Origin of the sequence: Candidatus Methanoperedens sp., from assembly GCA_027460535.1 — an archaeon.
Taxonomy (GTDB): Archaea; Halobacteriota; Methanosarcinia; order Methanosarcinales; family Methanoperedenaceae; genus Methanoperedens.
In genome coordinates this window covers 59,216-81,210 of record JAPZAR010000022.1, presented here as the reverse complement: position 1 = coordinate 81,210, position 21,995 = coordinate 59,216, and the positions used below count along the sequence as shown (strand labels likewise).

At 45.5% G+C, this 21,995-nt stretch carries 22 protein-coding genes and 1 tRNA gene; 11 read left to right on the top strand and 12 right to left on the bottom strand.

Annotation, left to right across the window (positions count from 1 at the left end):
• Nucleotide 1: 1 nt before the first annotated feature.
• Entirely contained in the window at nt 2–1,267 is a 1,266-nt protein-coding gene (locus O8C65_09225) for a Single-stranded DNA binding protein (GenBank protein MCZ7357103.1), read from the bottom strand.
• Nucleotides 1,268–1,473: 206 nt separating this feature from the next.
• Here O8C65_09225 and tnpA point away from each other — a divergent pair, with 206 nt between their 5' ends.
• From tnpA to O8C65_09210, 3 genes are all read left to right on the top strand, one after another.
• Nucleotides 1,474–1,917: an IS200/IS605 family transposase gene (gene tnpA / locus O8C65_09220; protein ID MCZ7357102.1), complete on the top strand. Its 444-nt coding sequence runs from the start codon at nt 1,474–1,476 to the stop codon at nt 1,915–1,917.
• A 225-nt stretch (nt 1,918–2,142) separates the two neighbouring features.
• Complete coding sequence (locus O8C65_09215) at nt 2,143–2,682, top strand: nucleotidyltransferase domain-containing protein (GenBank protein MCZ7357101.1); 540 nt, start codon at nt 2,143–2,145, stop codon at nt 2,680–2,682.
• Nucleotides 2,682–3,092, top strand: coding sequence for a hypothetical protein (locus tag O8C65_09210; GenBank protein MCZ7357100.1), 411 nt, complete (start codon nt 2,682–2,684; stop codon nt 3,090–3,092). The genes O8C65_09215 and O8C65_09210 overlap by 1 nt, the downstream gene beginning before the upstream one ends.
• A gap of 46 nt (nt 3,093–3,138) precedes the next feature.
• Here the strand turns inward: O8C65_09210 and O8C65_09205 are convergent, their stop codons facing one another.
• From O8C65_09205 to O8C65_09195, 3 genes are all read right to left on the bottom strand, one after another.
• Nucleotides 3,139–3,915, bottom strand: a complete 777-nt coding sequence (locus O8C65_09205; protein ID MCZ7357099.1) for a winged helix-turn-helix transcriptional regulator — start codon at nt 3,913–3,915, stop codon at nt 3,139–3,141.
• Nucleotides 3,899–4,420, bottom strand: a complete 522-nt coding sequence (locus tag O8C65_09200) for an ArsR family transcriptional regulator (GenBank protein MCZ7357098.1) — start codon at nt 4,418–4,420, stop codon at nt 3,899–3,901. Before O8C65_09200 ends, O8C65_09205 begins: the two co-directional genes overlap by 17 nt.
• Nucleotides 4,421–4,570: 150 nt before the next feature.
• Nucleotides 4,571–5,539, bottom strand: coding sequence for a replication factor C small subunit (locus O8C65_09195; GenBank protein ID MCZ7357097.1), 969 nt, complete (start codon nt 5,537–5,539; stop codon nt 4,571–4,573).
• 77 nt (nt 5,540–5,616) lie between these two features.
• On the opposite strand from O8C65_09195, the gene O8C65_09190 reads away from it, so the two are divergent.
• A complete protein-coding gene (locus O8C65_09190) occupies nt 5,617–6,513 on the top strand; it encodes a hypothetical protein (GenBank protein MCZ7357096.1) in 897 nt (298 codons plus the stop codon).
• Between the two features lie 391 nt (nt 6,514–6,904).
• A complete protein-coding gene (locus tag O8C65_09185) occupies nt 6,905–7,702 on the top strand; it encodes a hypothetical protein (protein MCZ7357095.1) in 798 nt (265 codons plus the stop codon).
• A 73-nt stretch (nt 7,703–7,775) separates the two neighbouring features.
• Here the strand turns inward: O8C65_09185 and O8C65_09180 are convergent, their stop codons facing one another.
• Nucleotides 7,776–9,692 carry a phosphoadenosine phosphosulfate reductase family protein gene (locus O8C65_09180; GenBank protein MCZ7357094.1) on the bottom strand — a complete coding sequence of 639 codons (1,917 nt, stop codon included), beginning with the start codon at nt 9,690–9,692 and terminating at the stop codon, nt 7,776–7,778.
• 150 nt (nt 9,693–9,842) lie between these two features.
• On the opposite strand from O8C65_09180, the gene thrC reads away from it, so the two are divergent.
• Together thrC and O8C65_09170 are read left to right on the top strand one after the other, a co-directional pair.
• Nucleotides 9,843–10,949 (top strand): threonine synthase, encoded by a 1,107-nt coding sequence (gene thrC, locus O8C65_09175; GenBank protein MCZ7357093.1) that lies wholly within the window; start codon nt 9,843–9,845, stop codon nt 10,947–10,949.
• Between the two features lie 45 nt (nt 10,950–10,994).
• The gene (locus O8C65_09170; protein ID MCZ7357092.1) at nt 10,995–12,884 is read left to right on the top strand and encodes a phosphoadenosine phosphosulfate reductase family protein; all 1,890 of its coding nucleotides are present in this window, start codon (nt 10,995–10,997) and stop codon (nt 12,882–12,884) included.
• On the opposite strand, the gene O8C65_09165 is transcribed toward O8C65_09170, so the two are convergent.
• Nucleotides 12,870–13,376: a hypothetical protein gene (locus O8C65_09165; GenBank protein MCZ7357091.1), complete on the bottom strand. Its 507-nt coding sequence runs from the start codon at nt 13,374–13,376 to the stop codon at nt 12,870–12,872. The two genes, O8C65_09170 and O8C65_09165, sit on opposite strands and share 15 nt — an antisense overlap.
• 77 nt (nt 13,377–13,453) lie before the next feature.
• Here O8C65_09165 and cgi121 point away from each other — a divergent pair, with 77 nt between their 5' ends.
• Nucleotides 13,454–13,945 carry a KEOPS complex subunit Cgi121 gene (cgi121, locus tag O8C65_09160; GenBank protein ID MCZ7357090.1) on the top strand — a complete coding sequence of 164 codons (492 nt, stop codon included), beginning with the start codon at nt 13,454–13,456 and terminating at the stop codon, nt 13,943–13,945.
• Nucleotides 13,946–13,951: 6 nt separating this feature from the next.
• Here the strand turns inward: cgi121 and O8C65_09155 are convergent, their stop codons facing one another.
• On the bottom strand, nt 13,952–15,382 hold the full coding sequence (locus tag O8C65_09155; protein ID MCZ7357089.1) for an aspartate ammonia-lyase: 1,431 nt from the start codon (nt 15,380–15,382) through the stop codon (nt 13,952–13,954).
• 84 nt (nt 15,383–15,466) lie between these two features.
• Here O8C65_09155 and gatD point away from each other — a divergent pair, with 84 nt between their 5' ends.
• Nucleotides 15,467–16,711: a Glu-tRNA(Gln) amidotransferase subunit GatD gene (gatD, locus tag O8C65_09150; GenBank protein ID MCZ7357088.1), complete on the top strand. Its 1,245-nt coding sequence runs from the start codon at nt 15,467–15,469 to the stop codon at nt 16,709–16,711.
• Nucleotides 16,712–17,107: 396 nt separating this feature from the next.
• Here the strand turns inward: gatD and moaC are convergent, their stop codons facing one another.
• Genes moaC through O8C65_09135 form a run of 3 tightly spaced genes read right to left on the bottom strand, consistent with a single transcriptional unit; the run spans nt 17,108 to nt 19,209 of the window.
• The gene (moaC, locus tag O8C65_09145; protein ID MCZ7357087.1) at nt 17,108–17,587 is read right to left on the bottom strand and encodes a cyclic pyranopterin monophosphate synthase MoaC; all 480 of its coding nucleotides are present in this window, start codon (nt 17,585–17,587) and stop codon (nt 17,108–17,110) included.
• Complete coding sequence (locus tag O8C65_09140) at nt 17,588–17,758, bottom strand: hypothetical protein (protein ID MCZ7357086.1); 171 nt, start codon at nt 17,756–17,758, stop codon at nt 17,588–17,590. It lies immediately after the preceding gene.
• Nucleotides 17,755–19,209: an NAD(P)H-hydrate dehydratase gene (locus O8C65_09135; GenBank protein ID MCZ7357085.1), complete on the bottom strand. Its 1,455-nt coding sequence runs from the start codon at nt 19,207–19,209 to the stop codon at nt 17,755–17,757. The genes O8C65_09140 and O8C65_09135 overlap by 4 nt, the downstream gene beginning before the upstream one ends.
• Nucleotides 19,210–19,266: 57 nt before the next feature.
• Here O8C65_09135 and O8C65_09130 point away from each other — a divergent pair, with 57 nt between their 5' ends.
• On the top strand, nt 19,267–19,758 hold the full coding sequence (locus tag O8C65_09130; GenBank protein MCZ7357084.1) for a pseudouridine synthase: 492 nt from the start codon (nt 19,267–19,269) through the stop codon (nt 19,756–19,758).
• Between the two features lie 270 nt (nt 19,759–20,028).
• Nucleotides 20,029–20,319, top strand: coding sequence for a non-histone chromosomal MC1 family protein (locus O8C65_09125; GenBank protein ID MCZ7357083.1), 291 nt, complete (start codon nt 20,029–20,031; stop codon nt 20,317–20,319).
• Nucleotides 20,320–20,548: 229 nt separating this feature from the next.
• On the opposite strand, the gene O8C65_09120 is transcribed toward O8C65_09125, so the two are convergent.
• Nucleotides 20,549–20,622: transfer RNA gene (locus O8C65_09120), tRNA-Arg, on the bottom strand.
• Nucleotides 20,608–21,963 (bottom strand): TIGR00297 family protein, encoded by a 1,356-nt coding sequence (locus tag O8C65_09115; GenBank protein MCZ7357082.1) that lies wholly within the window; start codon nt 21,961–21,963, stop codon nt 20,608–20,610. The genes O8C65_09120 and O8C65_09115 overlap by 15 nt, the downstream gene beginning before the upstream one ends.
• Nucleotides 21,964–21,995: the final 32 nt, after the last annotated feature.

The window sequence follows — 21,995 nt, the reverse complement described above, 5'->3', positions numbered from 1 at the left end:
GTCAACCTGCCTTTTCCAGCAACTCTGCTGCTTTTTCTTTTGTAACGTCTGGTGACATCCATATACTGCTCGCCACAAGCGTAATCCCGTATTCGCCTTTTGACATATTGCCTTTCGCGGTTAACATTTTCCCCAACAGTTTCTTTCTGATTTCTTCTTCGACTGCGTTCTGGGACATTGCTGCCTTTGCAATTTGTTTTGATTGTTCAATGGTAAAACCGCATATCTGATGTGTGAGTTCAGCATTGAGAACAAGCGTCAGTGCGCCCGTTCCATCATCAATTATGGCTTTAATCCGCATATCCATTTTTTCATCCACTTTGCCGTGAACTCTGCATATGCTTTTCTGGATGACGCGTGAGCATTCAGGACAACGGGCTATTAATCCCGAACCCGGTCTTACAGAAAGGATATTCCCCTCGATGACAACATCAAACGCCCCTTCTTTCTCTATAAGATTTCCGATCGTGATCTTTTGCTTCTCATTATTATACTGGACTTTCTTGTCGAGTTTTGTAACTGCGCTATTTTCATTTATGTGAATTGTAGGCAGTCCCCTGAAAGAGCGAACATATGCATTCTTAACCTCAACTGTGTTCCCAACCTCGAGTTCGGGAAGTATTACCCATGCAGTAAATGGAAGTTTTGTTTCATCATCTGCGCCAATACCGCTCAGGATTTTCCTGGTGCCGTCTTTCGTAGAAATCTCGCGAGTTTCAATGCTCAAAATTGTCAAAACAGTATGGACGTTTACTTCCCCATCCCTTAATTCCGAGAGTTTTTTCTGCTGGCTTTCCTGGGTTATCGCAATCCCTGTGCTGAGTTTGGCGACCTTTGAACGGGGTCCGATATTTACTTCCGGCCTATCCTGCCAGTTCCTGACATAAGCCTGGGTAATATTGATAACGTCGCCAGCATTCAGGGCAAAATCGTGCCATGCAGTGAAACTTCTGGCCGCAGTCTCGTCCTTAATGATCCCGGAAAATATGGTCTTCTCTGCGCCTTTTATATTGATATTCTTTTTGGCTATCTCTATCACCTGAGCGATCACTTCAATATTTCGGTCCCCGATTTCTATATCCTTGAGCTTTCGAACTATGCTCTTTTCAGCCCCACCGTATTTCTTGACAAGGCTGCGCTTGGCTTCCTCTATCGGTACCCTGTATTGGAGCAGCTTCTTCAAATCCGCTAATATGCTATCATCGTCTATTTCATTATCAAGCGCCCTTTTTATCTCTTCAATATGGGGCGCAAATTCAATTTCCATAAAGCCTCCTTCCGACTAATGGAATAGGAGTCATAATGGTTATAAAAGATAAAAAACCATCGGATAAAAGTTTGAGATTTTTAGTCTTATTAACGGTAGGGAATTGCAGATAAAGGCGCCAGAGGTCACGCCTCTGGAGGGCGGGATTTTTTGAGATTTGAACACTTTCGCTCCACTCTTACCAAAAGGTTTTGAATACAGGAGTTATGACGCCTGCTATGGATGTAACAGCCGGAAGCAAAGAGCTTCGTCGCGACAGGCATACAGTATCGTTGCTCACGGATCACCTTGTGATAACCCCGAAATATCGCGGGAAAATCCTGGTTGGCGAAGTTGCTTTTGCCGCAGAGGGTATTATAAGGGGAACATGCGCGGAAATGGGTCTCAAAATCATAGAAATTGCTGTAAATGTTGACCATGTGCATTTGTTCTTCCAGTATCCTCCGAAATATTCTGTAAGCTTTATCGCCAAGAAGATCAAAGGACGGTCAAGCAGGCTCTTGAGACAGGAGTTCCCGCATCTTCGCGAATGGTGCGATGATCATCTCTGGGCTCCGGGTTGCTATCACGGTTCTGTCGGGCAGGGCTGGGAAGTTGTGGAGAAATATATTTCCACGCAGAATTGCTCGTCTGATGAGAAAGATTTATAAGCCAAAAACGCTAACAAGCCCGTGTATCATTAAGTACGGGGTATAGTGACTGAAGGCGATAGGCGTTCTCGTGCATCCTTTGGAATATCATAAAACAGAATAACAATGTGGTTCCTAAAATGTGGGCACGTATACCTCCTTTGCATGAACTACCAATGCAGGTTCCAATATAAAGATTCAGGAAACTGAAACATTTATATTACAGTTGTTACAATATTGTCACATATGTTACAAAAATATAACAAATGGAAAGTGCTTAAGGTCTTCTTTGAGAACCCGAATCCGGAAGGTGCAGGATTTCAATTAAGAGAGATTGGCAGAATTACAAAACTTGCCACAACCTCTGTAAAGCGGTATCTGAACGAACTGGTTAATGAAGAACTGATTATAATATCCAAACACAGGATACATGCATATCCTGTTTATCGGGCGAACCTGGACAGTGAAAAATTCAGGTTCCTGAAAAAAATAGATACAATAATGACCCTAAAAGATTCAGGCTTAATAGAGTTTCTTGAGAGCAAATGCATGCCTGACGTTATAATTTTGTTCGGCTCAGCATCACGAGGCGAAGATACAATAGAAAGCGATATAGACTTATACATGCTCTGCAAAGAAAGAAAAATGGATTTGCAGGATTTCGAGAAAAGAATAAAAAGAAAAATCAGCCTGTTCTTTAGCAAAGATTTTGTTGAACTTAGCAATGAATTGAAAAACAACATAATAAATGGGATAATTTTGAAAGGGTACCTGAAGGTGTTCTGATGGAAGAAGGCATCATAAAAACCGCCCCTGACAGAGAAAAGGCAAAATCCATCTTGAAAATGGTGGAAACCACTCTGGAAATGATAGGCGTAATAGATCCCAAGAAATATCCATCCAACGTGCTTAAGGAATATTACGAGGTCATTCGGGAGCTTATTACAGTCATTTTACTTCTGGATGGATATAAGACGCAGGGAGAAGGGGCGCATAAAAAGCTGATAGAATATCTGGAGAAAAATTATCCAGAATTCAAAGGGCATGAGATCTCACTCATAGATGACCTGAGAATCCTAAGAAATCGTATTGCTTACAATGGATTTTTCGTTACTGAAGATTATCCAGAAAGAAAAAGTAAAGACATTCAGGCAATAATAGAAAAACTGAAAGTGATAATCTATAAAAAACTATAATCAGCGGATTGGAATTAGTATGACTATCAAGAGCTAATGGACACAACTATTTGCTCAGGTCCACAACCTCATAGTTCAACCCTTCGGCCTCGAGCCTGTTAAGCAGCGAGGGAACTTCCTCATCCACCGAGACCACAAGCGAAGACAGACCATGAAATGCAGCCTCCACAACTGACTCCCTTGCACCGAAAAGGATAGTGGGCTCTATACTTATCTTTCTGAGCGCTATCAGCGCCTCGACCCCGATGGCGGCAATATAAGGTTTATCTTTTGCCTGCCTTCTGAGATCCTTTAAATCCACACTTCTGGAGCCTCCTCTTTCCACCCTTGGCACTTTACATATTGTTATGCTTACGGGGGGGAATTTTATCAATCCTTTCAGATCTGTGACGCCGATATCCTCTCCTTCTTCTGCGGCAGATATAGTGCCCCCTGTGACGTCACCATCCCCCGAACGAGCATACAGTAAACCGTTCTCCATCCAGAGCGCCACCCTGTCACCCTTATTGAATTTTCCCCTCGCGATTGCAGTCGCGACAGATATGTGACTGATAACATCCTCCATGATATAATGGGAATACTTTTTAAGCTCGATTGCCTTTTCAAGAACCCAGTCCACACCCTTTTTTGTTACCCGATAGCGCACACGGCCATCAGAAAATAAAAATCCCTCTGATAGAAGGTCTTTGATGTATTCTGAGACTGCCTGGGGGGTTATGCCGATCTTTTCCGCAATCTCTCTCTGTCTGACATCTGGCTGGTGCGCGGATATTTCAACAAGTATCTGGAATTTGGTGCTTTCTTTTTTACTCCGCAGTATCATTCGCTTCCCCGACCAGTTCAATCCTCTGCCCTTTAACCGTCAGGACATGTGATCGCTTTGCCACACCGCGGATAAACATGATACTCTTGTCTACCACCCTCTGGAGCCCATTCATGGACTGGTTCCCCCCGATCACTTCCCTTTCGATAGTGTCAAGATATTTCCTTATTTCACTGTCACTCTTGAAAGTTATGGTTATCAGGTCACCTAAATCCTCAACCGTGCACTGAAAATTGACCTGCACCCTGGAATAAGAGGAATGATACTCTTTCTCCGGCTTTTTGCCGGGCTGCGGCATTCTCCACTTGCTCTCGACGAGTCCGCTTTTTTTCAGGACATCAAGGCTTTCCTGAACATTAAACCCTACTTCTGTCTCAATCTCCTCCCCGGTTTTCCAATCTGTTTGCAATGCATCAAAAACTTTTTTATGATTATCTGATCCAAACGCACGCAGAAGCGGGACCAGGTCTGACGGTTCATTGATAATACGCGTTCTTTTACCCATGGGCGACATCTCTTAATTTACCAGAATTTTTCTCTCGGTTCAACATTCTATTATGTGTTCAAAATGGATAAACGTTTTGAAGGAGCGTATATAAATTTATTTAAATATATTTCTGCATATTTCTATTAGGATTACCCTATCATATTAGATTCAAGCCATTTTATTCGAGCCGCAGATTATAAAATGAGCGATCAATGCTTCAAGCTGAATCCGTTCGTTTGCACCTTCAGCAATCCTAAAATCAATCTCTCCTATAAAGTCAATAAGATCCACTTTTAACCTGTCCGGGACTGTCATGTCAAACATGGCGCGGTATATCTGCCCTATTATATCCTCACCGGAAAGCCCCTGCTCGATCAGAAGATAGTCCAGCTTTGCCCGCGCTTTCATGAAATTGCCTTCCAATCCAAGCTTGATCAAATCCACTACTTCTTCCGGTTTCGCCGTCGCTGTGGTCTTATAGATCGCATCCATATTTACGGTCTTATCAAGCATCGCTGCAGCCTGGAGAGCATTGATGGCCCGTCTCATGTCCCCTGAGGCTACGTATCTTATTGCTTCAAGACCATCGTCTGTGATTGTCACTCCTTCTGTCTTGGCTATATGCCTTATTCGCTCCTCAACTGCCACGCTTCCGATCGGCTTGAACCTGTATATCGCACATCTTGACTGGATGGGTTCGATTATTTTTGAAGAATAGTTGCATGAAAGAATAAAACGACATGAGCTGGTGTATTTTTCCATCGTCCTTCGAAGGGCAGATTGCGCATCCGAGGTAAGCGCATCTGCCTCGTCAAGGAAGATTATCTTGAAATCGGCTTCACCCAGTGGCGCAGTTCTTGCAAAGTTCTTGATCTTGTTCCTGACAACGTCGATGCCGCGCTCATCGCTTGCGTTCAGCTCGGTGAAGTTATTGAGCCAGGTCTCTCCGAAGAGTTCCCTGGCCACGCAAATGGCGGCCGCGGTTTTTCCTACTCCCGGAGGGCCTGAAAAAAGAAGATGCGGAAGGTTCCTCGATCTGACATACGATTTCAGGCGTTTTATGACTTCTTCCTGCCCAACTATGTCGTCAAGTTTTTTCGGGCGGTACTTCTCTATCCAGATTTCTTCTTTGAGCATGCAAACCTTAATACGAAGCAAGTATTATTTAACTTTCCCTGACATCATTCAATTTTTATCTTGATATGGAATATAACATGGCTGAGAAGAAATCCCACAAAAAGATCAATTTCTTTATCACATCTAGATTCTTCCCTTCAATTTCAGTCACCGGGCAGAAATGCTCCCTGATGTGCCAGCATTGCAAAGGAAAATTGCTTGAACCTCTGATCCCCGCGCGAACGTGTCATGAACTTGAAGAAAAAGCTTTAATCTTCCGGAGGCTGGGTGCAAAAGGCATACTCCTCACGGGCGGTTGCGATAATCATGGGAAAGTCCCAATAAAGGATTTAATTCCTGCGATAAAAGCAATCAAAGAAAAAACTGATCTTCTGGTTATAGCACACACGGGTTTTATAGCATGTGAAGAGGCGGCCGCTTTAAAAATCTCAGGACTGGACGGGATAGGTTTCGATGTGCTGGGGGACATGACGACAGCGAGAGAAGTTTATGGTCTTGATGTTTCGGAAAAACAATACCTGGAAAGCCTTCATGCCATAGATGATTCAGGAATCCAGGTATTCCCTCATGTTTGTGTTGGCATTCATTTCGGAGAATTGAGAGGGGAATTTCACGCCCTTGAATTGATCAAGAACATAAAGCCGGCGACCCTGATACTAACAGGACTGATGCCGGTCGCGGGCACGCCAATGGAGCACATCAAGCCAAACCCTTCTGATTTTGCCGGGGTCATAACCAGGGCTGTGGAATTATTCCCTGATACTCCTGTCGTGCTGGGATGCGCCCATTCAAGCGGGAAAGACAGGGAAGAGATAGAAAAGATCGCCATTCAAAGTGGAGTGAGCGGCATCGCGGCGCCGACTGTGAGAACGATGCGGTTTATGAAAGATGAGGGGTATGAGATAAACTATTATGGCGCATGCTGCGGCATTGTTCCGAGCGAAAAGATAAAGATTGACGCTCCAAATTCTTAAATCGGTCAAAAGTTAATCAGAAAGAGTATTTCGATTGAGTTCTGATAATCGACTTGACCATCTCTGTGGCTCCAGCGCTTGCCTTAATACAGGCAGCCGACTGCAGTCCAGAGAATAACCACAAAGCTTTATATACAGTAAATTCCATTTCATTATAATAATACTAATCGTGCAGGTGCTAAAAATAATCTGAATATTCGAAGGGCGACACTAAAAACTGGCACCTGAACACTTCTTAAACCACATCTAAAAAATCCGAGATGCATGGGGATTTGCCCGCAAGGGTGATGCGGTGAATGCATCAAGAGCGCCAAAACATGGGAGGCGCAATGACACAAGGCAGCATAACCTTGCCGAAAGGTAAGTATCCCGATAAAAAGGAGGAAACAAAATGAAACATAATAGTTTATGGAGAATATCATTAGGGCTACTGGGAACAGTCATTATCATGACACTTTTCTCAGGTGCAGTTTCTGCACAAGGAAGCATCTCAGGCATGAAATTCAACGACCTCAATAATAATGGGCAAAATGACGCGGGAGAACCGGGGCTTGCAAACTGGCAAATCATTCTTACAAATTTAACTAGTGAAATCACCACAAGCACATTTACAGACGGTAGCGGCAACTATATCTTCAGCGGACTTGGTGCCGGCGACTATATCGTGAGAGAGGTTCAGCAGGTGGGCTGGACTCAAACAGCTCCAGTACCATCAGGAAATTACCAGGTGTCTCTTGGAGAAGGGGAGGCTATTACAGGTATAGACTTCGGCAATATGGAAGTAACAGGTCGCATGACAGGCGGAGGCAGCGTTTTCACCACCAACGGTGAACGAGTAACGCACGGTTTCGAACTTAACTGCAATGCCAGCAAAGCACCCAATAACCTTCAGGTCAACTGGGGCAAGAATAACAAGTTCCATCTGGAGAGCCTGACAACAGCCACTTGCAGCGACGATCCAGCAATTGCACCTAATCCACCTGCCGCAGGATTTGACACCTACACAGGTACTGGTACTGGCAGCTATAATGGTGTCTCCGGTGCTACGATAGAGTGGACCTTTACCGATGCGGGCGAACCAGGTACCAGTGACAGTGCTACTATCGTCATCAAGGACTCCAGCGGTAACATTGTTCTCTCGGTCTCTGGCAACCTGAAAAATGGGAACCAGCAAGCGCATAAAGAATGAACTTCGAAAACATTTAGAGGGTAAAACCCTCTTTTATATTTTCAGATAACCATGCTGTAAGTCAACACCTCATTTACTGTACACGGAATCCAGGTAATATTCTGTCAGAGTATTTCACAACAACGCATGACTCACTGCATTTTCCGCACCTATTGCACTCCTTCTGTATTCTCAATTGCGGTTCAATGGTTATGGCGCCGACAGGACAGACTTTCAAACACACACCACATTTGGTGCATTTTTTTTCTCTGATCAACTGTTTTGCTGTCTTTTCAAAAAGCGCTAAGGCCTCTTCCTCTCCAGGAGCATTGACGGATATGTGCCCGGACGAGAATATCTTGACATTTGATTTCTCTGTCTTGATCAGGAGCACCCCGAGGTCTTCCGAGAATACATTGTCCCCGAGCATATTTGCGATGTTCTGCGCTTCGGAGAGCAAAAGCCCCGTAATCTTTCCTTCCATTGTGTATCCACCCGTCTTGCAGGGTGAAACCCCGCCAGTCACCACAATGCTGAACTCTTTTTCTTCAGCTTTCAATGCAGTACTTATCCCCAGTTCCTCTGCGAGACGGAGCATCTTAGGGGGCAGCATTTTCCAGCGCCAGAAACCACGCTCTATGAATGCATCTGAAAGTCCATTTTTCCTGGCCCAATCCAGAAGGTACTCATTCCAGCGCTCGAACAGCTCCGGATGAAGTTCTTTGAACCTGTAGTATTCAGCGTTCAGCTCTGCAGGACACAGCCAGCATCCCACACGCTCAAAGCCAAGGTCATATAGAGGATTGTATTCCAGTTTACGGTAGTACAGGTACAGCCATACTTCCATAGCACGCCAGTCTCGTATCGGGAACACGCTCACCTGCCCAGGAATAAATGGGTTCTCTTCCTTTGGGGCAATACGCGAGCGGACAAAGGACTCATATTTCCTTTTCCCATCAATCGTGATACATTTGCGCCCTCCTCGGGTGCATTCTTCCATGACAGTGTTGATGGGGCCAAGCTTACAGACCTTGCAGCACCACCTGAAATCCTTTGCAGGAGGGCCGAAACTCGGGAGATTTTCCCAGAAAGCATCTTTAGCTTTCACTTCCGCCAGGTCTATTTTATTCTCTCCACAGAATCTCCTTACAAACTCAATCGTTTCCGGGAACTCGATGCCTGTGTTCGCGAAGAACACTTTTATGGGTTTTTTCACTGCGCTTCTTGTAAGGTCAAGCGTGGTAAGGCTGTCCTTGCCGCCGCTGAATGAAACGTAGACTGGCGAATCTTTGAACTCTTTCTGGTTGGCGATACCGCGGATCGTGTTCACAGCATCTTTCACAAGCCATTTCATGTGCGGCGCATTGGCACGGATGATCTCATCCCTGGTTGGCTGTCTATCCACAAAATAGGCTTTTCCGGAATCGATTTTCTTTATCTTCAGAGATTGTCCGGGGGCCTTTAATTCACTGCCCTGCCTGTACGATATTCCAAACCCTCTCAGGTTCTTGTCAATTACGAGAACCGTATCGCCTTTCTCGATGTCCTCTGAACATTCGAGGATTTCGCTTCCATCTATTGCTTTTCCGCTGAGATGGCGGCCTTTAGAAGAAATCAGGACGAGCTTTTTCCGGATGCCTGATTCAATGAGCGCCTTTGCTCCCTCGATCATGAGGTCGAGTTTGAAATTGAGTTCCTTCATATCGAATCTCAGAACTCCGAAATGAAGACCGTCAACCAGTATCTCATCGGTTTTGTCTTCCCCGGGAATTTTATTAAGAAGGATGAGTTTTCCTTCCATGGGATTGGTACCAAATGAGTTTAAGACAAGGTTCTGGATTATTTTTTGTTCGTGCGGAGAGGCAAACCTCACATCGCCCGGCTGGGAAAGCTCAATTTCATGGCCTTTTTCTCCGCATATTCCGCATTGCTCTTCAAGTAATGGAACATTACACTTTCTGCACCAGAAAATGTGATTTTTTTCAAGTTCGAAATATCTTGTTTCCTTCATGAGATAAAGAAGAAATATTTGGCTTTAATTCAATCCGTCTGCAATATAAAGATAACCTTTTATTATTGACTTTTTTCCGAATATTATTTATCAAAAGCGCATGAATTACTCTGTATGGTGTATGTTACCAGTTTCAAGTGCTTTCGCTGCATGAGGAAATTCAAGCCGCAGGAAATTGAGAAACTGACTATCCCGAGATGCACCAATTGTGGCTCAGCCCTTGACGCGGAATATGACTACAAGACTATACAGAAAATCATTTTGCGCGATGATTTCATGCGCGCTAAACCTGCTCACTGGAAGTACTGGGCTTTCATGCCCGCAAGAGACCTCTCCAAGATAATCACCATGGGTGAAGGCGGCACGCCCTTGCTTGAGAACAAAAGGCTTGCAAAAACCGGAAGATTGCTGATAAAATATGAGGCATCAAACCCAACAGGTTCATTTAAAGACCGCGGCTCGTCGCTTGAAATCACAAAAGCGCTTGAGTTCGGGAAACGCAAGGTTGCGCTCGCTTCGACAGGTAACATGGGCGCATCCGTGGCAGCATATGCGGCTTACGCAGGACTTGAGTGCAGGGTATTCATTCCCGATATCGTGGGCAAGGAAAAGATCACGCAGATAAAAGCCTACGGCGCAGAAACAATAGCTGTGGAAGGGGACTATTCAGAGGCGATGAAAAAAGCAGAGGAGTATGTTATCTCCAACAGCGACTCGTTCCTGACAGGTGATTATCCCTGGCGCAGTGAAGGTACCAAGACCATTGGTTTTGAGATCGCGGACCAGCTTTACTGGCATGTGCCAGATTATGTTGTTGTGCCTGTAGGGAACGGCACGCTTATATGGAGCATTTTCGAAGCTTTCAGGGAGCTTGTGCTCGTGGGGATCACGGATAGGATACCACATATAACCGGCGTGCAGGTTGAGAACTGCGACCCTGTGGTACATGCCTGGGATAACGAGCTGGGCGAAATTATACCCGTGCAGAACCCCAGGACGATAGCCACTGCCATAGCATGTGGAGACCCCATAGACGGTATTGCAGCGCTGCGGGCTATCCGGGAATCAGGAGGAGAAGCAATCCGGATTTCCGATGAAGAAGCGCTATCAGCGCGGGATATGCTTGCAAGGAACGGGATTTTTGTTGAGCCAAGCGGAGCGGTCGCTTATGCAGGCGCGATGAAGAAAAAGCTTGAGGGGACGGTTGTGGTGGTTGCTACGGGGCACGGGCTGAAGGATATGTATGGGCTGGCATAATTTGTGAAATCAACATTAATATAGTACAAGCTCCAAGAAAGACCCATGACCCACTACCTCGGCGAGCTATTACTGTACTGGTGCCCCTCATGCAACCTCCCGGTGCTGGGGAAAACCTGTGCCTGCGGAGTTGCCACAAAAAAGATAGATATCACTCCGCCTGGCGATATAAGGGCGGGTTTTCCATACGACATCGACCTCATTAACAGGACGACAGAAGAACAGTTCGGCAAGAAGCTCATACCAGAGGGCAGGCTCGTTGTTCTGAACAAGGCGCCCTATGAGGACAGGATGGATGAGGTGATATTTGACGGCGTGGTGATGGGTTCGCTTCGCTTTGAACTTGAGAAGATGGGATGGGTATTTATCCCCAGACTTGAGGGGGCGCGGCGGCTGGCAGGAAACAGGAAATGGCTGGTTGTGGATGAAGGAGCGGTTAATTTTATCATAAAAGGTGCCTCAGTGCTTGCACCCGGGGTTAATGAAGCTTGTGCCAGCATAGTCGAGGACGACGAGGTCATTGTACTCACGCCGCAAAATGAAGTAATCGCCACTGGTAGGGCACGGATGAGCGCAGAACGCATGCTCACGCATGAAAAGGGCATGGCAGTCAAGACGCGCTGGAATGGCGCCCCAAAGCCGGCAGAGCTATCATACGAAGGGGAAAAAAGAACGTGGGACGATGCCGTAGCCGCGAACCTTCCTATACTGAGAAAATTTGAGGAGAAATCTCATAAGTTCATAAAAAATGTCGTCGAGACGACGGGCAAACCGGTGACAGTTTCCTACTCTGGCGGAAAGGACAGCCTTGTCACACTGCTTCTTGTCCGGGATGCAACGCCCGTATTTGATATTCTTTTTGCTGATACAGGTCTTGAATTCCAGGAGACTGTCGATAATGTCAGGCAGATAGCGAGCGAATTTTCTCTGCCTTTAAGGATGCATTCTTCAGGCGACTCGTTCTGGCAGTCGATAGACAATTTCGGTCCTCCCACGGTGGAAGCCAGATGGTGCTGCAAGGTCTGCAAACTCGGCGCAATAACGCAATTGATCGAGAACAACTACGAAAATGGATGCCTTACATTCATAGGACAGCGAAAATACGAAAGCGAGATACGGGCCAACAGCGAGCATATCTGGAGGAATCCCTGGGTCGGGAACCAGATAGGAGCTACACCAATCCAGAACTGGACTGCCCTGCATGTATGGCTGTATCTTTTCTGGAAGAAGGCAGAATACAATCCATTGTATGAGCAAGGGTTTGACCGCATCGGATGCTGGCTGTGTCCTTCCGCAAGCATGGCAGATTTTTCGCGCCTGAAAGAAATCCATCCAGAACTTTATGGCAGGATTGAAAAATATCTTCTTGAATATGCTTCCCGTAATGGATTGCCTGAAGAATGGGTAATGTACGGCTTCTGGCGCTGGCAGGTTGTTCCCAAGTCAATAAGGATGATCGCCGAGAAAAAAGGAATCAATCTTGTCCCAAAATACGGAAAAAGGCCGGTCAAATTTACTGTGACAGTGGGGTACAGGCCATGCAAAACAGGCGGGATAACGGCAGAAGGCAGTTTTAGTGCGCCATTGAACCTTCAGCTGATCTCTGAAACAGGTTTCCTCACGATAATCGGAAATTCAAATGCAATAGATGGCGTAATTCTTTCGCAGAATGGGGAGGATAATGTGCATGTTTATGCAAGCGGCACGGTAGTGGCCCGGGGCAAGGACGAGATAAGTGCCAGGGAACTGATCGGCCTTGCTGAAAAAACGATCATGCGTGCCCTTTCTTGCACTGGCTGCGGAGTTTGCGTGGGGCAATGTGCAGCACGAGCGATCAGCGTCAACGGCACTGCCAGGATCAATGATAAATGCACGCATTGCGGTAAGTGTACATGGGCGTGTCCTGTTGTCAAGTTCGGCTCATTTACCGAATAACCTATCAAGAATGCTGCGTTTGAATTTGATCCCGTTTATCAGAATTTCTGCACCCTGAGATCTTGAGATACTGTCCACCTTTTTCGCAGTTATTCTTCCGCCTATGGTATTGCCGATGCTTTTGATCTCATCAGCGATTATTTCCCCACCTGCCATGGAGCTTCCGGTTTCGCTACCTGCCTTTTTTACCATTATTTTTCCGCCTTTCATACACGAACCAAGGTTGTTTGCGGCTATTCCGACTTCGATAAAACCTTTTTCGAGTTCAAGCCCAACATAATCAAGACCATCCTGTTCAAGATGAAAGGTCTCAGGATACATAGACTCAGCGCAAAGAGATGTCAAATAGCCTGCTACCATTTTCTCGTACAGGTCTATCGGGTTTGGGGTTCTAATAATTTCTTTTGTCTCATTGCAATCGGTCGGAGCGACCCGTTTTATTTCCGCTTTGCTGACGTTTTTTATTTGTTTGATAATGTCTTCAAATCTCATGCAATAGACACAGGCTGCAAACCATAACTATTTTGCCCATCGCTATCTTTTTCATGAAAAACCCCATTTAGAGCTTGATGATACAAATCCTCGAAGGCACAGTATTTATAGAAGGTCTGGATGAATTCCTAAATAAGCTTAAGAAGATAAGTAAAGAGAAAAACATCACGATCCAGGCGTTTGATGCAGATAAGCTGGCCGGAGAAGAGCATGTCAGGTTCGCTGTCAAGAAGGCTATCAACTCATTTGAGAACAAAAGAAATATTGCGAACGACCTTTCCAAAGAAATAATGCTCTATGTTTCAGGAACGCGCCAGATAAATAAAGCGATGAGACTGGGGATACACAAAGGAGAAAATAACATAGTCCTTGTGGCAATCGGGGAAAAACCTGATTTTTCTGAATTCGATGAAATAATGCCAAAACCCGTACTTCAGTATCACGAATCCAAGAAAGAGGCAATCATGCAAGCCTTCAATATCACTGATGAAGAAATAAAAGCTGTGGGAGAAGAAAAAATCCCCGAGCTTGTTCTTGAAAGAGTTGCGCTCGTCGATGTAATCAAATAATAGTTCTCAACTTTTTTTCCTGTATTCTCTGATTTTTTCAATTATTTTCTTGTCTATAACTCCCGGTTCCGTCATTTTCATGGGATCAAGGATCTCGGCCAGATACTTTTCAGGGATCAAACCCTTTTCAAGGAGCAACTCCTTCATGGACTTATTCTCTGCAAGCGCTGCCTTCACGAGCTCTGCCACGTTCTCATATCCGATATACGGATTGAGAACAGTTGCCAGGGCCTGGCTGTTCTCGAGAAGCTCTTTGCATCTTCTCTCATCAACCACTATTCCGGATATGCACTTTTCTCGAAGCATCCTGCTGGCGTTGGTCAAAAGCTCGATACTCCATAATAGATCAAATACAATAAGCGGGGTCATCACGTTCAGTTCGAGCTGTCCTGCCTCCGCCGCAAGCGCTACGGCATTATCATTGCCCATAACCTGGAAACATACCATATTAACATCTTCTGGAATGGAGGGATTTATTTTCCCCGGCATTATGGAAGACCCTGGCTCGACCTCAGGTAATACTATCTCCGATATCCCGGTCTTTGGCCCCGAATTAAGCAGGCGCAGATCATTTGATATCTTATTTAGATCTATTGCCAAAATCCGCAAAGCTCCGGACATCTCTACAAAACCAGTCATGCTCCATGAGAGCATCACGCTGTTCCCCTCATGAAATTCCAGACCTGTCAGTTTGTTCAATTCTAAAATAATAGTCTTCTTGAAATCCGGATGTGAATTTATCCCTGTCCCTACAGCAGTGCCGCCGATGCCGAGCTCAAGCATGCTTTTTTTGGCATTTCTTATTCTCTCGGCACATTTTTCGATTGCTGTTGCATATCCAGCGAACACCTGGTCGTACCGTATCGGCACTGCATCCTCAAGATGAGTTCTTCCCACCTTGATCACGCCTGCATATTCCTTTCCCTTTGCTCGAAAAGCAGTTGACATTTCTTCCATTTCCCGGATAAGAGGTGGAAGAGATAAAAGCACGCTCAATCTGATAGAGCTTGGAATTACATCGTTGGATGACTGCGCCATATTCACGTGGTTATTCGGATGTATGATGTGGTAGTTTCCCGGCTTCCCGCCCAATTTTTTTATCGCAACATTGGCAATGACCTCATTGGCGTTCATGTTGAATGGGGTGCCTGCTCCTGCCTGGAAAACGTCGAGGATGAACTGATCCCTGAATTTCCCATCTATAACCTCACTGGCCGCCTCCACAATTGCATTCCCGAGTTTTTTGTCTAGCATCCCGAGTTTCATATTCGTAAGTGCAGCCGCTTTCTTTACCAGCGCTATGGATTTGATGAACTCCGGTTTTGCTTTCAGTCCGCTTATCTGGAAATTTTTGGAAGCCCGCGTCGTAAAAGCGCCGTAGAGCACGTCATCCGGGACTTCTATCTCGCCGAGGCTGTCTTTTTCGATCCTGCCCATAATATATGTCTGATATTATTCCTGGCATATTTAATCTTGCATTTAAGAAAGTTTTTTATCCTCAACTGATATGAACAGAGGATTATGCAGGCAGAAGAAGGCGATCTGGTTCGCGTTGAATCAAAAGGCATGAAATATGAAGGTACCCTTATGCCTTCCCAGACAGGCAGTATAGTATTAAAATTGAAAAATGGATATAATATGGGGATAAGGCGGGCCACTGTAACCCTTCTTAAAAGAAAAGAAGAGAAAATGATCCAGGGAGCCCTTTCTCAACCATGTAAAAAAAGAAATGAAGAACTCCCAAACATCTCGATCCTTTCCACGGGCGGTACCATTGCAAGCAAGATAGACTACCGCACGGGCGCTGTCACATCGCAGTTCTCTGCAGAGGATATCCTGCGCGCCATCCCCGGGCTTGAGGAAATAGCCAACTACAACTGCCGGATGATCTACAGCATACTGAGCGAGAACATGCGCCCTTCCTACTGGATCGAGCTTGCGCGCGCAGTGCATGAAGAGATCAAGAACGGAGCGGAGGGCATAATCATCACACATGGCACGGATACCATGATGTACACCGCTGCAGCCCTGTCTTTCATGATCGAAACCCCTGTCCCAATCGTCCTTGTGGGTTCCCAGCGAAGCGCAGACAGGCCGAGCAGCGACAATGCCATGAACGCAATATGCGCCGCAGTTGTAGCTACAAGCGACATCGCGGAGGTCTGCGTGGTAATGCACGGCTCAACGAGTGACGATTTCTGCCATATCCATAGAGGAACGAAAGTGAGGAAGATGCACACATCCAGGCGCGACGCTTTCCAGTCCATAAATGCCAGACCCATAGGACGTGTGGAATATCCATCCCGCGAGATAAAAATATTATCTAAATACGCAAAGCGGGGAGAGAAAAAACTGGCTCTTCATGATAAACTTGAACCGAAATGCGCTTTGATAAAATATGTTACAGGCGCGAGCAGCGAATCGCTTCTGTTCCACAGCGGTAGTGGTTATAAAGGGATTGTCATTGAAGGAACTGGCCTTGGTCACGTCTCGACCGATTGGGTCCCTATGATAAGGAACGCCACGGAAGCCGGAATACCAGTAGTGATGACATCGCAGTGCATCAACGGAAGGGTCTGCGACCGTGTCTATGACACAGGTAGGGACATACTGAAGGCCGGTGCGATCGAAGGCGAAGATATGCTGCCTGAAGTAGCCCTCGTAAAACTCATGTGGGTGCTCGGACAGACCCAGGACATGAAAAAAGTGAAAGAATTGATGCGCATAAGCATAGCAGGCGAGCTCACACGGAGCACACGTATATAATTATTGACGTGCTTGTGATGATGATAATAATAATTATATACACCATATAATATAAGCGTAAATATTAAATACTATTAAAATCATAATGAATATTGTAGTAGGATTAGGTGTCTAACGCCTTTAGTACCCTCAGTCTCCTTCGACCCATCGTTTTAATTAGATACCTAATCACTACACCTTTTAAGATTTTCGATTTTGTTTTGATTTTTCCAGAACAACTATATTTTTTAATTGAGTGTCAGGGGAATTCCCGGTTCATCTTTTTAGCGGTTTTAATCATATCCCACATCGTCAGGAGAGCGGTATTACGGCGCCTCCGTTTTAACAACTGTCTTACCTGTTGATTTGACTTCGACGATGGCTTTGGTCGTAGATTCAAATGTTTCGAATCCCACGTCAATGCTTGCTATGGGGATCTGATTTTGATTTTTCCAGAACCATTATATTTTTTATTGCAGTAACAGGGTAATTACCGGTTTCATCTTTTTCCGCGGATTTAACCATATCCCATATCGTCAGGAGAGCGGTACTGACACCGTTGAGCGCCTCCATCTCAACACCTGTTTTACCCGTTGATTTGACTTCGACGATGGCTTTGATGGTAGATTCAAATGTTTCGAATCTCACGTCAATGCTTGTTATGGGGATCTGGTGACACATGGGGATCATTAAGGGTGTCTGCTTGACCGCCATGATAGCAGCGATCCTGGCAGTTTCAAGCACTTCCCCTTTCTCAATTCGCCTGTTCTCGATGGCCGCAAGCGTCTCGGGCTTTAATTTTATTTCCCCGGAAGCTACGGCGCGTCTGGCAACATCCTGTTTATCGCTGATATCGACCATTCTTGCCCTGCCGTCCTGAATGTGTGAAAACATCATTCAATCTATCCTGACTTTTTTCCTTTTCTCAAAATCTGAGATCAGCTCGGTCAGTTTTCCAGATAGCTCCAGGGCCTCATTAATTTTTAACCTTATAACTATCTCGTCTTCATCATATCTAATCACAATTCTTATCCTGTTACGCTCTATGTCAGTAAGGATCTCTTTCATGCTTTCATCACCTTGGGTATATTATCCACCACGTCTGTAGCCAGAAGGCCAAACCCGTATTCAATGAATGCGAGATCGCCAGCTGTGCCATTAATGAACGCTGCGGCACAAGCAGCCTCAAAAGCATCGTGTTCTGCAAAAAGAGCACCCGTCAAACCAGCAAGCACATCTCCTGTGCCTCCAACGGTCATGCCCGGATTTCCCGTCCTGTTGGCGCGAACCTCAACCCCATCCGAAATCATATCCACAGCGCCTTTTAGTAACACGTTCAATTGATTTTTTTTCGCAAAATTCTTCACGAACTCGGCTTTTTCGTTTTCGTTTTTGGGAACATCCATCCATGAAACCCGTTTCATTTCACCCGCATGCGGGGTAATTATGATGTTCTTATGGAGAAGCGGGATAATAAAGGGTCTGAGCGCATCGGCATCGATGACCGCTTTCCCGCAGAGCGGGATTATTTTTCTAACAGCCGAGAGTGTCTCATCCGAAGTTCCAAGGCCCATTCCCATGACCACAACATCGTGCCTTTTTATAAGCTCTGAAATGACCGGAACATCGTCTTCAACTAATCTATCACTGGAAAGTGACCGTACGATAAGATTCGGGGAAAAAGAAGCGATTATATCAGATACGTTTCTTGGCGCTGCAACTGTAACAATATCAGCCCCCGCCCTCAGTGCTCCAAGGGCACATAGCGCAGGAGCTCCGGAATACGCGCCGCCGCCTATAACCAGAATTCTCCCCGCATCCCCTTTATGGCTTATCGCCGGTCTTTTCTGGAAGGGTTCAATATCTCCGGGCCCGACAAAGAATTCAGCCTCAACTGGAATTCCTATATCCACCACCTCGATCTTACCAGTATATTGACGAGCGTCCGGGGCAAGCATGCCAGCTTTCATCTTATGGAAGGTGAGGGTTATATCAGCATGGACGCACTTCTCAAACTCGCCTCCGTCAGGGTCAAAACCAGATGGTACATCCACAGATATCACAAAAGCATCCGATTCATTGATGATATCGATCACCGTTGACTCCGGCTCATGTATTTTGCCTTTCACGCCGGTCCCGAAAATCCCGTCTATTATGATATCTGCATTTTTCAGCAGGGTCGAATCGAATCCGGTTGAATCCATGACCTGTATCAATGGAATCATTGTCTTTTCAAGTACGTTCCAGTTATGCCGTGCCCCCTGGGTCTTGATTTCTTCTTTCCGCCCCACAAGTATTACCCTGGTTTCATAACCGACAAGATGCCGCGCAGCAACGAAAGCATCTCCCCCGTTATTTCCTTTACCAGCTATTATAACAACCTTACCTGATTTTATCTTTTTTCTCACACTGGCAGCGACTGAGGCTCCCGCATTTTCCATGAGCTGGAGACTCTTCACGCCGAGATATTCACAATTAGCATCGATGGCTGCCATTCGGGAGGAGGTAATCGCTTCCATAACTGGATATTCGACCCCTAAACATTTATAATTTGTTCAAGAATGTAGTGGGTAAACATGCTGGCTAAAATCTCTCATCTAAAACGCGTCAGGACAATAGCTGACTACCAATTCGGGCGCGGCGCCGGGGAAATTCTCTTCCCTGAAACTGTGAGGTTCCAGTTTTCAATGACAAAGAGGGTGCGTCAGATCCTCCTTGATAATAACCGCATAGCAACGGTAAGGGCGCAGGATGGCATGCTGACGCTTGGTATCACAGGCGCAAAATTGCTTCATGAATTCATCAAGCACCCGGGGCAGAGGGTTGTTGTTAATAGCGATTCTGCACCTTTTGTGGCAAGAGGCAAGAATGCTTTTGCAAAGCACGTCGTGTCTGCGGACACAGATATCAGGGCGGGACAGGAAGTCCTGGTAGTGGATGAAGATGATCGCTTCCTGGCTACAGGGAAATCTGTGCTTTCCGCCAATGAAATGATCGCTTTTAAAAAAGGTATGGCAGTGGAGGTAAGACACGGAATCGAATCTGGTGAGGGGACTGATGATGATTAGATTTCTATTTCTTTCTCTCATGCAGCCTGTTATCTTCGATTTTTCTTCATCAAGGAAAAAATGGATATTCTGCAGATGATGCTTTCGAGTCTTTGTAAAAACTATTTTGGGTCATTTGCATCTGATTTTTCAGTTTCTGAAATACCGGTATCAGAAGTAGCATAATTACAAAACGGTATGCAAAGCCGTTTGTTTTCATAGCAAGGTTTATATATAATGAAGAGAGAAGTAAAGGATAAGACAACGAATCGTTGTCGGGGTAATAAAAATATGGCGAAAATAAGAAATTTTGTATTAAGGGAAAAGAACGGAAAAGAGACTGGAGTTTTCACAGGAAATCAGCCGCGTCAGGCGGCCCTGAAAGCAGCCAACCGCAGCAAGGGAACAAAATCAAAGCCGGTTGAACTGAGATTGAGAGAAAGAGGAACCAAGAAGGTTCACATCTATAAGGGATGGAAAGAACTTGTTCCTGCCCCGAAGAACAAACCGAAATGGATGCCTGCAAAAATTAATAAGCCGAATGTAAAGAAAGCAGGCATAGACAAGCTCAAAAAAGTTTAATTTATTTTTAACTATTTTTTATTTTTTTTTGGCGTGGCGGATTTTTTTAAGTAAGTTTTATATGCAGGAATCTCATTTCTTAAATGAGGTGCATTAATGAGTTCTTGGCTATTACCGGGTTATGTTTTCTGGTTGTTCGTGGCGATCACAGGTTTGGCGTTCACGCTGTTTCTCATACCTGAGTTCGTTAGAACCCTTTTCTAAATGCATCCTCAAAGCTGATAATGAACGGGCTCGCCGGGATTTGAACCCGGGTCATAGGCTCCGGAGGCCCATGTACTATCCGGACTATACTACGAGCCCATAAATTATTCCTGATACGATAGATCCTGAAATGGTGGCAAGAAGATTGACCCCGTTATTTGAAAGGTAACCTTTCCGCTGCAACGTGGCGCCCAGCACACTATCAATGTTCGTGCCAATAAAGCCTCCTGCTGCCACGGCAATTAAAAGACCTGTATCATTACTTATCAAAAAGAATGCAAGGACCGCAATTACAGAAGCGCCGAAAAAAGCCGCATACTCGCCAAGGCTTGAAATTGCGCCGTCTGTACCTGCGGGCACTTTTTTGAGTGTCGTTATCATTCTTGGCTCTCCTTTGCAGGTCTCGCCTATCTCACTCGCCAGCGTGTCTCCCGTCGCTGTAGCGATCGAACCAAGATAAGCAGGAAGCAAAAACGCTGAGCTTGCCGGAAATATCCTAAAAGCCATTGCCAGTGCAAGGGCAGCCAGGGAATTGCTGAAAACGTTCCTGTATCCCCTCACCCCACCCTTCCCTTCCGCTATCCCTCGGGCGAGCTTGAAATTGTATTTATATCTTGTGAAAATCCCCCCCAATAAAAAGAATGAGAGGAGGATAAAAAACCAGAAAAAGTTGCTGGATATAATGATCACAACCCCAAGCAGTGTCGCGCTCAGCATAGCTGAGATATCGGCAATACGCGCGCGGTAAGCAAGGTAACCAAGCATGAAAGCAAAAAGCAGGGCCTGAATAAGATAGACCGTGTCCACATTATAGCTGAAGCTGAATGCATAGAAAAGCCACATCACCATTGCAGACCCAAAGGGGATGAGGATATTATCTTCTGTCACCGTCATAGACTCAAGCAGCGCGCCTGTAATGGATCCGATGACCGCGAGGAAAAAGAGCATCCCGTAAGGGACGTGTAAAGTGAACCCTGATATCCATACCCCTACAAGGAATGCATAGATGCTCCCTGAGATCAAGAAAACAATACTCGATTTTGCGGAATAGATTTTGATGCCATTTTGCTGGGTATCAGCATTTCTCACTTTATCGTGTATATTTACAAGATCTGCTACCCCATCGCCAAATGTCGTGATGGCAAAAGCCCCGGCGATCAGGAATAACGGGAACCTGTCAAATCCTGTAAGAAAACCCATCAGCATGAGAATACCCATAGTGAAAAAGAGCTGTACCAGACCTGTGAGTTTCCCTGCTTTAATATCCGATTCCCTGGCCAGCATGCCAAATACCGGTGATTTCGGGGACAAACTTGAGAACAAGAGCGCACCCCCCAGGAACACTATCAAAAAAAAAGATTTTAGAAATGGCAGAAGTAATATGATCAATCCGAGAGAAATGTAGATGCCCTGCGTTTTATACTCCTGCCTCAGCTTCATCTTTAACAGAATCCGTGCTGATAAGCAAATAC